Genomic DNA, 12070 nt, shown 5'->3' on the forward strand with positions numbered 1-12070 from the left:
CGGTAATTTTATTAAATATTGAATATTTATCAGTAAAAATTTAAATTACACAAGAAAGACCGTAATTCTTAATTAACTTAGGAATTACGGTCTTCTTATATTCAAAATTATATTTATCTAGATAATAACTTTACTCAAATACTATATATACCAACTAAACAACGAAAACCCTAGCCTGGAGAGCAAAAGCTGATGGGCTCAGTAGTGGTTTAATCTTAGTCAGCGTTTTGTGCTGGCTTAGATTACTGCCGAGCTTGAAGACAATTTTTAAATTGGCTCCAAGTCGTGCTCACTACGTTCCAGCCCAATCAGCTTTTGATCGGAAGGCGGCATATTTAATTAATCATATCAGTCGTTAACAATCACAAATGATTTGATAACTTTACGATCGACCATTTCTTGGTAAGCATCGTTGATGTCATCGAGTTTGAAACTCTTAGTGAAGACCAAACCGGGATTGATCTCACCATCCAAAACAGCTTTGAGTAAGTTTTGCTTATCATAAGTTGTTACGGAAGCAGGACCACCGGCTAGGATAATGTTTTTGTAGAACGGTGTTGTAACGTCCATTTTAGCAGTGTGTGGCAAACCAACACGGCCAACGACAGATCCGGGACGGCCAACTTTTAGAGCTGTTTGAGTAGAGAGCTCTGTTCCGACACATTCGAGAACGGCATCGGCACCGGCGTTATTTGTTAAAGCTAAAATCTTTTCGACACCTTCATCACCACGTTGGGCAACGTTGTCAGTAGCACCAAATTTTTCAGCTAGAGCTTGACGGTCAGCGTGACGGCTTGTAGAAATGATCTTCTTGGCACCCAATAATTTGGCAGCAATTATACCACAGAGGCCAACAGCACCATCACCCATAACAACGACAGTATCGCCAGCTTTGACATTGGCGACTTTAGCAGCGTGATAACCAGTAGCCATAACGTCAGCTAGGGTCAACAATGACTTGAGCATACCTTCAGAGTAATCGCTTGGTTGGCCAGGGACTTTAACTAAAGCCCATTGACCGTGTTGGAATCTGATATATTCAGATTGGTCGCCATTACTGAAATTGTCAGTGTGTTCTTGGCAATCGCCGTCAAATCCAGCTAAACAGGCAGGACAGTGGCCACAACCGTGTGTGAATGGTGCGATAACGAAGTCGCCGGCTTTGACAGTCGTAATGTCAGAACCGACTTCTTCAACTATTCCGATAGCTTCGTGACCGGAGTTTTCAGAATCCTTGGCTTTATCTTCTAAATCACGATAAGCCCAGAGATCTGATCCACAGACACAAGCACGGATAACTTTGATAATGACGTCGTCAGGTTTTTGAATGGTAGGTTTGTCGACATTGTCGATTCTCATTTGACCTGGTTTAACGAATGTTGCTGTTTTCATATAAAAATATCCTCTTTTCGAATTTATTAATAAATATCCCAGTGATTATTTGAGATGAGAAACCGTTTACTACTTAACAGTACCATGATATTTGAATTCATGGAAAAATAAATAATAATTTATTTTTTTATTCGCTTTTTCTATACTATATATTTCAATATAGGCATTAGACATACTTATATTAGACGTTTATGCTTGTGTCAGTAAGATGATTGGAAGGAATAGATCAATAATGATAATGACAGAACATGAAAAATTATTAGCAGGTTTGGATTACGACTATCGCGATCCAAAATTACAAGAGATGCTGGCTAATGGACGTAAACTTGTACAAACAATCAATACTGAAACTGACCCCGACAAACGTCAACAGGCCATAGAAAAATTATTTCATAAAATTGGCCAACGCTTGACGATCAATGGCCAATTTGGAGCTATTTATGGCGATCATATTAGTTTGGGCGACGATGTTTTTATCAATGGCAATTGTTATTTTCAAGATTCCAATAAAATCACATTAGGTGACCGTGTGATCATTGCTCCGGATACTAAATTTTATTGTGGTGAACACTCACTCGATGCTACTAAAAGATTTGGAACTCGTCCTGATGGCAGTCGCTATCTAATCACTTATACAGAACCCATCAGCGTTGGTAGCGACGTTTGGATCGGTGGCAATGTGACGGTCATCGGTGGTGTGCATATTGGCAACAATGTTGTAGTTGCAGCCGGTGCCGTAGTAGTCAAAGACGTTCCAGATAACTGTATTGTTGGTGGTGTTCCAGCTAAAGTTATCAAACAATTAGCACCACTAAAATAGGGGGATGGACAATGAAATTGACTCAAGCACCGATTTTTAGAATGTATCATTTAACGATTGCGCAGCAAGATCAGCCAGCTTTTGCCAGTGAGGGTACGCATAATATGTTTACTTCCTTTGAAAATGAACCAGGTACTTTAATGATGTATGCAACGCATGATGATGAATTAGGCGAGAGCAATTTTGTCTTCGAACTTTATCAAGACATGAACCATTATCAAATTCATGCGGATTCGCCACAATTCAAGCAATACGGTCAGTTAGCTCAAAAGGTTTTGACGGGTCGGGAAATGTTTGAATTACATCCTGAATTGATAATGACGACTGATTCGATTAAAACTAATGGGAAAAACGAACACATGGTTTTGAGTGAATTTACTTTGAATAGTGATGCAGATGAGTTTCAAAACAACTTAAAGAAATTTACGACCAATGATATTGGTACGGCTGTCTACGTGGCGACTAAAAATAAGCAAAAGGGTAAATGGATAAGTTTGGAAGTGAACCCTACGGATAATTCAGCTATGCAACAATTGATTCAAAAATTTCAGATAACCAAAACTAAACGAGATTTAATAGTTGATACAATGGTCAATCGACCAAATATTGAATATAACTTGTAAGAAACATTAATAGCCTTGATTTCAGTTTATAAATATTGAAATCAAGGCTTTTTTATTACAATTTTCATTTCTAATTGACATATAAGTAAATTAAAATTATTATAATGTTTTACACTTTAAGGGGGGATAATTTATGGACGACAGTTTAAGTGTTGAAAGTGCGGTTAAAGATACTTTACCAACAGTCTTTGGTTACATCGGAATTGGAATCTCTTTTGGGATCGTAGCAGCAGCTGCTGGGATGAGCGTCTGGATGGCAACCTTGATGTCTTTGATCGTTTATGCGGGTTCGGCTCAATTCATTTTGGTTAGTTTGTTAGCGATTGGTACACCAATGATCTCGATCGTATTGTCGGTTTTCTTGGTCAACTCACGAATGATCTTGATGAGTATGACGACGGCTAATTTCTTCAAAAAGAATTCGATGTTTGAAAATATCTTTCTTGGTAGCCTGATTACGGATGAGAGTTTTGCTTTGAGTATGAATAAGTTGAATTTTACCGATGGTAAATTGGATTTCAAGTGGTTCAATACTGTCAACGTGATGGCTTACTTGGTTTGGGCTGCTTCAACAGCTGTGGGGGCAATGTTGGGCAAAGTTATTACTGATCCCAAGCGCTTTGATTTGGATTTTGCTATCACCGCTATGTTTATTGGTTTATTGTATTTACAAATGATCAGTGACAAGTCGATCAAACTCAAGGTGCAGTTGATTATTGTCTTACTGATGTTGCCATTAGTTTATTTTGGACTTATTTTTATTTCCAGTGATCTATTGATTTTAGTAGTAACCTTGATTGGTTGTGCGTTAGGGGTGATCTTAAAACATGAAATCAACTGAGTTTGTTTTATTCACCTTGATCGCCTGTGGTTTGGTAACTTGGCTGTCCAGAATTTTACCGTTCGTCTTATTGAAGAAGTTCAATTTGCCAGCTAAAGTAGTGGAGTTTTTGAGCTTTGTGCCAATAACGATCATGGCGGCCTTGTGGTTTGAAGGTTTGTTCACACAGCATATCGGTCACTTACCTCAAGTTAATTATGAGAATTTGATTGCTTCAATTCCAACGGTTTTGACAGCAATTTTAACCAAAAAATTATTGTTGATCGTGATTGTCGGAATTATTTCGTTAGCATTAGTAAGATTAGCAGTTTAATATGTCGGTCATCTAGAAAAACTAGATGGCTTTTTTTGACTATATACGATGAATCAAGCTATTATTCCTACCATTGTTTCGCACATATAATACAATTGATTTAATTATATTAAGTTTGGAGTGAATAATATGAAAGCAATTGTTGTTAAAAAGGCTGGCGGTCCCAAAGTTTTAAAGTATAAGGAAGTTCCCATTCCTAAAACTAAGCCAGGTTGGTCATTAGTCAAAGTAAAGGGCTTTGGCATCAATCACTCAGAAATCTTTACGCGTGAAGGATTGTCACCATCGGTGAAATTCCCTCGAATCTTAGGTATTGAATGTGTCGGTGTAGTTGATAAAAGTACCAGTCCCCACCTTGAAGAAGGTCAAAAAGTTATTTCAATCATGGGCGAGATGGGACGCGCGTTTGATGGTTCTTATGCCGAATATGTTTTGTTGCCTAATGATCAGATCTATCCGGTTGAAACAACGCTTGATTGGGCTGATTTAGCTGCTGTACCTGAGACGTTCTTTACAGCTTATGGGTCATTAAAAACTTTACGTTTACAAGAGACCGACCGTGTTTTGATTCGTTCAGGGGCTAGTGGCGTTGGGATCGCCGCGTTGAGATTGATCAAAGCCAAATATCCAGAAATCAAAGTGACAGCCTCAGTCAGAAGTATGAAGAAGGAGAAAATGTTGCTTAATGCTGGGTACGATCATGTCGTTAAAGATAAACATGGTAAATTGAAGACGAAAGTTCAATTTACTAAAGTATTGGAATTAGTTGGTCCAGCTACTTTGAAAGATACATTCAAACATGTAGTTCCTCAAGGTATCGTCTGCAATACAGGTGAACTTGGTGGCAAGTGGTACATGGACGACTTTGATCCAATTGCCGATATTCACGGTGGTGCGTACTTGACTTCGTTTGAGTCCGGTTCAGTCAACAGTGCTAAATTGAACAAGATGCTGAATTATATTCGTAAGTATCACGTTGAAGTGTCGCCGACTAAGGTCTTTACTTTGGATAAAGTTAGAGAAGCTCACGAATATTTGGAAAGCAATCACAACATCGGTAAAGTAGTTGTAGTTAATAAATAATAGATACATAAGTCATTTAGATATACCAATAGGCCATCCAAAAATCAGCTGGATGACCTTTTTTTATGCAATCTTAAAGAGATTTAAATTACTTGTCATGGAAGGCGGGAAGAAGAAAAATAAATAATTCTAAACAGATATTAAGTGGTTTTGATTTTGGATATTAATAAAAGTGTTATACTATCAACTCAATAAGAGGGGATAATTATGGAAAAATTTGCATTGTTGATTGTGTTGTTTGCAGCACTTTTGACACCATTGATTACGGCCAGGTTTCATTTGACACGAATGCCAACATCCATTTCAGAAATTATTATGGGAATAATCATCGGTAAAACGGGTCTCAATATCGTTCATCCAGATACCAGTTTGCAATATATCGCTAACTTGGGTGTTATTATGTTGATCTTTTTGGGCGGGATGGAGATCGATTTTTCGTTGCTCAAGCCTAAAAAAGATAAGTCTGAATATTCGCCACTGGGCACATCGTTTGCCGGATTCGTCAGTATCTTTGTAATGTCGATGATTCTCAGTGGAATTTTGTATTATACGCATGTTTTCACGGACTTTGTCTTGGCAGTTATTTTGTTCAGTACCATTGCTTTAGGAGTGATCATTTCACTGCTCAAAGAAGTAGGACTACTTAATACGAATTACGGACAGACAATTTTACTAACGGCTGCTTTTGGTGAATTCATTCCGTTGGTTGCGTTGACAATTTATTCAGCGGTTGAACAACAGAATTATATTTCTGTTTTGGGCTTGCCAGTGATTTTTATCATCGCCATTGTTTTGTTGCGTCGGTTCAATCGAATCTATGTTTTCTTTGATAAAATCGACAAATCAACGACACAATTGGATATTCGTCTAGCCTTTTTCTTGATTTTTACTTTGGTAACTTTTGCCCAACAAATTGGTGCTGAAAGTATTTTGGGTTCATTCTTAGCCGGTGCAGTTATGAAACTGTTAAAGCCAAAACCTGATACGGAAGAAAAATTGAGTTCGATGGGTTACGGATTTTTTATTCCGGTATTTTTCATCACAACCGGAGTTAATTTGAATTTGCGGACTTTGTTTACTGATCCTAGTTCGTTGATTTTGATTCCAGTGTTCTTGATTGCCTTTATCATGTCAAAGGCAGCTGTTTATGGAGCCTTTCGCCATCGTTTCGGACGCAGATATGCCGTAGCCGCCGCAGTTGTGACATCAACCACCATTACCTTGGTTTTGCCAATCTTGCAAGTAGGACGTAATTTGAAACTGATTACCACGGCACAGTCTGGTGCGATTACTTTAGCCGCCATCATTACTTGTCTAGTTTGCCCAGTCATCTTTAATAAAATTCTCAGTAAGGAAGATTCAAAAGAAGAAAATAATTGAATCCCAAACTTCTAATATAAAATAGTGCTTCATAAAATAATTTATTTCATTAATATCGAAAAATAAATTGATATTTTGAGTATAAATTTAAGCATAATTTACAAATGTAGGTTAAACTGATCCTTGTTAAAAAATAATTACGTACAAAGGTCGGGATTTTATTGATGAATAAGAAAAAGTATGAAGCAAGTACTGCTGAAAATCATGTAGAAATCGTTAATATTGCAAGTCTAGAAAAACGTGTTCAAGACCACATGAGTAATGAAAAGGGAGCTTTTGGCTATATCCGTGGCGGTGCTGAGGATGAGTACACCATGAAACAGAATACCGAAGCTTTCAACAAAGCTAAGATCATGCCCCGTGTGATCCAAGGTATCGACCACGCTGATTTAAGTACGAAGTTATGGGACATTGATCTCAAAACTCCTATTATTCAAGCACCATCAGCTGCTCAAGGTTTGGCACATGCTAAGGGTGAAACTGATACTGCTAAAGGTGTTGCTGCTGCTGGTTCAATATTCTCAATCAGTACTTACGCAAGTACTTCGGTTGAAGATGCGGCCGCTGCTGCACCTGATGCACCACAATTCTTCCAACTATATATGAGTAAAGATGACAAGTTCAACGAATTCTTGATCAAGAAGGCTGTTGCTGCTGGCGTTAAAGCTATTGTTTTGACAGTTGATTCAACTTTGGGTGGTTATCGTGAAGCTGATGTCATCAATAAGTTCCAATTCCCACTTCCAATGCCTAACTTGGCTGGTTATTCAGCTGGTGACGGCGAAGGTAAGGGAATTTCAGAAATTTATGCTTCAGCTAAACAAGGTATCGTACCTGCAGATATCCAAAAGATTAAGGATATGTCAGGACTCCCTGTTTTTGTTAAAGGTATCCAATCACCAGATGATGCTGAATTGGCCATTGAGTTCGGTGCTGATGGTATTTGGGTTTCTAACCACGGCGGCCGCCAACTAGATGGTGGACCTGCTTCATTTGATGTTTTGCCTGATATTGCTGATCGTGTCGACAAACGTGTACCAATCGTCTTTGACAGTGGTGTACGTCGTGGCGAACATGTCTTCAAGGCTTTGGCTAGTGGGGCTGACTTAGTTGCTATTGGTCGTCCAATTATTTATGGTCTAAATCTCGGTGGTGCTCAAGGTGTTACTGATGTTATCGATCACTTGAATATGGAATTGTCGATCACGATGCAACTTGCTGGTACCAAGACTATCAACGAAGTTAAGAATACTGATCTGTATTATTAATAAATAATTAAATAATAAAAATAAAAGTAATTTTCCTTAAATATTAGGAAAATTACTTTTTTTGTGCTTTGGAAACGTTTTATTCGAGATTTTAAGGCTTATCACTTGTCTTAAAGTCAACTCAAAGGTGTAAAGTTTACTCAAAGTTAAAAAGGGATATTAGGTGGTGAGATAAATATGGGGATTTTTTCTCGTTTGAGCTGGTTTTTCAAACACCAGTGGAAGCAGTATTTGATCGGTGTGATCGCACTGATTTTAGTGGCCATCTGTAATGTCATTCCACCACGGATCATCGGAAACGTCGTGGATGCGGTCAGTAAAAGACAGATGACGACTAAGTTTTTGGTTACCAATATGGTTGTGCTATTTGTCGTTGCCATCATTCAATATTTATTGCGCTTTTTGTGGCAAAAGATGATCTATGGGAGTTCGTTTGTTTTAGAGCGTGATTTGCGGAGTCGGTTATTTCGACACTTTATGAAGATGGATACGACTTTTTATCAGAAGTGGCGGACAGGTGATCTGATGGCCCACGCTACTAACGATATTGATGCCGTCCGTGATGTTGCCGGACCAGGTATTTTGACCTTGGCAGATTCACTTATTACCGGAACCTCAATGATCTTAGCGATGGGGATGTTCGTTGATTGGCAAATGACTCTGTGGGCTGTGTTACCTTTATTGTTATTGGCAGTCATGGCTAACGTGTTGGGTGGAAAAATCCATATAGCTTTTAAAGATGCCCAAGCGGCTTTTTCGAGCATTAACAATAAAACTCAAGAGAGTGTCGTAGGTTTAAAAGTTTTGCGCGCTCTAGGTCAAGAAAAAGAGGACGAGCAAGATTTCGACAATTATGTTGAAGAAAATATTCAAGCTAATAAGAAGTCTTATCGACTCGATGCGATGTTTGATCCTTTGACGACCTTGATCATGGGGTTGTCTTATATTGTAACGATCATCTTTGGTGGTCTAGCGGTCATTCAACAACGGATCACAATTGGTCAGTTGGTGTCTTTCATTACTTACATGGCTGAATTGATGTGGCCAATGTATGCCGTCGGCAGTCTGTTCAATTTGTTGGAACGTGGTTCAGCTAGTTACGACCGAATCAATGAATTGCTAGCAGAGCAGTCATCACTAGTTAAAGTTAAAAATGCTTTTACGACGGTACCAAATGGGACATTAGATTTTCGAATCGACAAATTTCACTATCCAGACGACCAAGCAATCGCATTGCATAATGTGAATTTCAAATTAGGATCTGGGCAGACACTAGGAATGGTAGGTCCAACCGGTGGTGGCAAGTCAACCATCATCAGTTTGTTGATGCGAGATTTTGACCACTATGATGGTTCGATCACGGTTGGTAAGATCGATATTCGCAAATATGAACTGAATAGTTACTTGGATACGATCGGTTATGTTCCACAAACTAATTTCTTGTTCTCAACCGATATCAGAGACAATATTCGTTTCGCCCGTATCGAGGCAAGTCAAAAAGAAGTTGAACAAGCAAGCTTTGTCGCTGATTTGGCAGACGACGTCAAGCAAATGCCTGAAGGCTATGATACGCAAGTAGGCGAATTGGGTGTATCGCTTTCTGGTGGTCAGAAACAACGTTTAGCAATCGCCAGAGCCATTTTGAGTGATCCTAAGCTGTTGATTTTGGACGATTCGTTGTCAGCGGTCGACTCCAAAACTGAGCGGAATATTGAACAACGGATCGCTAAGAATCGTAAAAGCGGTACCACGATCATTGCAGCTAGTCGTTTGAGTTCAGTGGAAAATGCTGATGAGATCATCGTCGTCGACCACGGAACGATCATTGAAAAAGGTACGCACGAAGAACTCTTAGCTAAACCAGGTTGGTACGCTGATACGTTCAACTTGCAAGCCAAGAATGCTGAACTAGAGGGGAGGTTAAATAATGGAAGATGAGGATAAAAAGACTTTGGATGAGATTCATTCACTGTCGCACAAAGACCGTAATCGAGTTTTGAGACGGCTCTTTAAGTTTGCTTGGTTGTTTAAAAAACAATTTGGTATTGCCATCGTCTTTGGTAGCGGTTAATGAAAGTACGGGGACATTAGTTTCATGTAAGTCGCCTTTCTTTTCAGGATAGCTGGCTAGGAAAAAGACTCCTAAGAGTTTTTGAGAATTATTTTTGGCATAACGACTGGCCATGGTACCGCCAAGAGAATGACCACCGATAATATATTGATGATTTTTTTGAATTTTTTTAGCGGCGTTGGCATTGAGAACCGCTAGATCTAAGGGAAAACGGACGATGTAAACGGAAAAGCCAGCTTGAGCGACTTTTTGCGCCCAGATACTATAACTCTTTGGTTCGACTAAAGCACCCGGATAGAAGATGACCATCGGTTTAGAATCGTCGCCACTGAATTTGATTGTGTTGTCAACGACTGTGCTAGTTGAAGAAGCTTGTTGAGCAGTATTTGATGGCTGATATTCTTTATTTTTGACGACTAGCAAGATAATCGAACAAATGGCCAACAGGACAATTAAGCTGCCAAGTAGCCAACGTTTAAATTTTTTCATTTTTAGGACTCCTTATAATTGGGTATTCACTTAGATTATTGTACTTTGCAAGCGGTCTGAAAATATGCTATATTTAAGAAAATTAATATATAAGATATTAAAAGAAGGAGTACTATATACTTTATCCACAGGGAGTTAAGATTAGTGAGAACTTAACGTGTCGGTATATAGGAAAAACATCTTTGTTTCTTCTGGCTGAAATAATAAGAGTAGGTACAGACGTGGCCCAATGCGTTACAATTGGAGAGCATATGAATGTGCTTTGAGGTGTTTTTTTTACAAAAAACTTGGGTGGTACCGCGGAAAGATCTTTCGTCCCTTTTATAGGGGATGAAGGATCTTTTTTTGGTCTATAGTATTCCAAAATGACAAAGGAGAAATCTATGCAAGACGTTTTAGTTAAAGATTTATACAAAAAAGAATTTGCAGACGGCGATGAAGTAACTCTTCATGGTTGGATCCGTACTATTAGAGGTTCAAAGCGTGTCGGCTTTATTGAATTAAATGACGGTTCATTCTTCAAGAATGTTCAAGTCGTTATCACAAGCGACATGGAAAACTACGCTGAAGTTGTTAAGTTCCCAATCAGTACAACTCTTAAAGTTGTCGGAACTGTTTCACTAACACCTAAGGCTCAACAACCATTTGAAATTCACGCTACAGAAGTAGTTGAAGAAGGCGCTTCTGATGCTGATTTCCCACTACAAAAGAAGGCTCACTCATACGAATATATGAGAACAATTGCTCACCTTCGTCCCAGAACTAACACTTTCTATTCTGTTTTCCGTATCCGTTCACTAGCTGCCTTTGCTATTCACGAATACCTACAACACAATGGTTTCGTTTACGTACACACACCAATTATCACCAGTTCTGATGCTGAAGGTGCCGGTGAAATGTTCCAAGTTACAACGCTTGATTTGAACAATATTCCTAAGACTGATGAAGGTAAGATCGACTACAACGAAGACTTCTTTAGAAAAGAAACTAACTTAACTGTTTCAGGTCAACTGGAAGTTGAACCATTTGCTTTGGCCTTCAGAAACGTTTATACATTCGGTCCTACATTCCGGGCTGAAAACTCGCACACTGGCCGTCACGCTTCAGAATTCTGGATGATCGAACCAGAAATGGCTTTCGCCGATCTTAAAGATGAAATGGACTGCTCAGAAGAATTGCTCAAATACGTTATCAACTACGTCATGGACAATGCTAAAGAAGAATTCGATTTCTTGAACGAAAACGTCGACAACACCTTGATCGACCGCTTGAAGGCAACTGCTGGTGAAGAATTTGCTCACGTTACTTATACAGATGCTATCGACATCTTGGAAAAAGCTACTGACGTTGAATTTGAAGTTAAACCTTACTGGGGTCTTGACCTTGATTCAGAACACGAACGTTACTTGTCAGAACAAGTTTACAAGAAGCCTGTCTTCATCACTGACTATCCTAAAGACTTCAAAGCCTTCTACATGCGTGCTAACGACGACGGCAAGACTGTTGCTGCAGCTGACTTGTTAGTTCCTGAAATCGGCGAGTTGATCGGTGGTTCACAACGTGAGGAAAGATTGGACGTTCTTGAAAAGAGAATGGCTGAACTTGATATGAACGAAGACGACTACAAGTGGTACTTAGAATTACGTAAGTACGGTGGTACAGTTCACTCAGGTTTCGGTATCGGATTTGAAAGACTTGTTATGTACATCACAGGTATGGAAAATATCCGTGACGTGATTCCTTATCCTAGAACACCAGGTAATGCTGAATTCTAATTAGTAAAATAAAAA

Annotated in this window: 11 protein-coding genes and 1 other annotated feature; of the genes, 9 read left to right on the forward strand and 2 right to left on the reverse strand. The window is 39.0% G+C overall.

The window, feature by feature from the left end; all coding sequences use genetic code 11:
* Positions 1 to 348: 348 nt before the first annotated feature.
* On the reverse strand, positions 349 to 1392 hold the full coding sequence (locus tag FD29_RS04210; protein WP_057887711.1) for a zinc-binding dehydrogenase: 1044 nt from the start codon (positions 1390 to 1392) through the stop codon (positions 349 to 351).
* 232 nt (positions 1393 to 1624) lie between these two features.
* Between FD29_RS04210 and FD29_RS04215 the strand changes: the two genes are divergently transcribed.
* The 8 genes from FD29_RS04215 (at position 1625) to FD29_RS04250 (ending at position 9658) form a co-directional block, all read left to right on the forward strand.
* Entirely contained in the window at positions 1625 to 2212 is a 588-nt protein-coding gene (locus tag FD29_RS04215; RefSeq protein ID WP_083477769.1) for a maltose acetyltransferase domain-containing protein, read from the forward strand.
* Between the two features lie 11 nt (positions 2213 to 2223).
* Positions 2224 to 2835 carry a putative quinol monooxygenase gene (locus tag FD29_RS04220; protein WP_057887713.1) on the forward strand — a complete coding sequence of 204 codons (612 nt, stop codon included), beginning with the start codon at positions 2224 to 2226 and terminating at the stop codon, positions 2833 to 2835.
* Between the two features lie 133 nt (positions 2836 to 2968).
* A complete protein-coding gene (locus FD29_RS04225; RefSeq protein ID WP_057887714.1) occupies positions 2969 to 3676 on the forward strand; it encodes an AzlC family ABC transporter permease in 708 nt (235 codons plus the stop codon).
* The gene (locus FD29_RS04230) at positions 3663 to 3989 is read left to right on the forward strand and encodes an AzlD domain-containing protein (protein ID WP_057887715.1); all 327 of its coding nucleotides are present in this window, start codon (positions 3663 to 3665) and stop codon (positions 3987 to 3989) included. Before FD29_RS04225 ends, FD29_RS04230 begins: the two co-directional genes overlap by 14 nt.
* 129 nt (positions 3990 to 4118) lie before the next feature.
* The gene (locus FD29_RS04235; protein WP_057887716.1) at positions 4119 to 5072 is read left to right on the forward strand and encodes a zinc-binding alcohol dehydrogenase family protein; all 954 of its coding nucleotides are present in this window, start codon (positions 4119 to 4121) and stop codon (positions 5070 to 5072) included.
* Positions 5073 to 5279: 207 nt separating this feature from the next.
* A complete protein-coding gene (locus tag FD29_RS04240; protein ID WP_057887717.1) occupies positions 5280 to 6452 on the forward strand; it encodes a cation:proton antiporter in 1173 nt (390 codons plus the stop codon).
* Positions 6453 to 6616: 164 nt separating this feature from the next.
* Positions 6617 to 7720 carry a lactate oxidase gene (locus FD29_RS04245; protein ID WP_057887718.1) on the forward strand — a complete coding sequence of 368 codons (1104 nt, stop codon included), beginning with the start codon at positions 6617 to 6619 and terminating at the stop codon, positions 7718 to 7720.
* A 177-nt stretch (positions 7721 to 7897) separates the two neighbouring features.
* Entirely contained in the window at positions 7898 to 9658 is a 1761-nt protein-coding gene (locus FD29_RS04250; RefSeq protein ID WP_057887719.1) for an ABC transporter ATP-binding protein, read from the forward strand.
* A gap of 28 nt (positions 9659 to 9686) precedes the next feature.
* On the opposite strand, the gene FD29_RS04255 is transcribed toward FD29_RS04250, so the two are convergent.
* A complete protein-coding gene (locus tag FD29_RS04255) occupies positions 9687 to 10280 on the reverse strand; it encodes an alpha/beta hydrolase (protein ID WP_083477770.1) in 594 nt (197 codons plus the stop codon).
* An 87-nt stretch (positions 10281 to 10367) separates the two neighbouring features.
* Positions 10368 to 10603: a binding site (T-box leader), on the forward strand.
* A 60-nt stretch (positions 10604 to 10663) separates the two neighbouring features.
* Here FD29_RS04255 and asnS point away from each other — a divergent pair.
* Positions 10664 to 12055 (forward strand): asparagine--tRNA ligase, encoded by a 1392-nt coding sequence (gene asnS / locus FD29_RS04260; protein WP_057887720.1) that lies wholly within the window; start codon positions 10664 to 10666, stop codon positions 12053 to 12055.
* Positions 12056 to 12070 lie beyond the last annotated feature (15 nt).

Source organism: Companilactobacillus mindensis DSM 14500 (genome assembly GCF_001434275.1).
In the GTDB taxonomy this organism is placed as follows: Bacteria; Bacillota; Bacilli; order Lactobacillales; family Lactobacillaceae; genus Companilactobacillus; species Companilactobacillus mindensis.

Bases quoted from the DNA above. Each gene is read 5' to 3' on its own strand.
- FD29_RS04210 (WP_057887711.1), bottom strand. From the start codon at position 1,392: ATGAAAACAGCAACATTCGTTAAACCAGGTCAAATGAGAATCGACAAT.
- FD29_RS04215 (WP_083477769.1), top strand. From the start codon at position 1,625: ATGATAATGACAGAACATGAAAAATTATTAGCAGGTTTGGATTACGAC.
- FD29_RS04220 (WP_057887713.1), top strand. From the start codon at position 2,224: ATGAAATTGACTCAAGCACCGATTTTTAGAATGTATCATTTAACGATT.
- FD29_RS04225 (WP_057887714.1), top strand. From the start codon at position 2,969: ATGGACGACAGTTTAAGTGTTGAAAGTGCGGTTAAAGATACTTTACCA.
- FD29_RS04230 (WP_057887715.1), top strand. From the start codon at position 3,663: ATGAAATCAACTGAGTTTGTTTTATTCACCTTGATCGCCTGTGGTTTG.
- FD29_RS04235 (WP_057887716.1), top strand. From the start codon at position 4,119: ATGAAAGCAATTGTTGTTAAAAAGGCTGGCGGTCCCAAAGTTTTAAAG.
- FD29_RS04240 (WP_057887717.1), top strand. From the start codon at position 5,280: ATGGAAAAATTTGCATTGTTGATTGTGTTGTTTGCAGCACTTTTGACA.
- FD29_RS04245 (WP_057887718.1), top strand. From the start codon at position 6,617: ATGAATAAGAAAAAGTATGAAGCAAGTACTGCTGAAAATCATGTAGAA.
- FD29_RS04250 (WP_057887719.1), top strand. From the start codon at position 7,898: ATGGGGATTTTTTCTCGTTTGAGCTGGTTTTTCAAACACCAGTGGAAG.
- FD29_RS04255 (WP_083477770.1), bottom strand. From the start codon at position 10,280: ATGAAAAAATTTAAACGTTGGCTACTTGGCAGCTTAATTGTCCTGTTG.
- asnS (WP_057887720.1), top strand. From the start codon at position 10,664: ATGCAAGACGTTTTAGTTAAAGATTTATACAAAAAAGAATTTGCAGAC.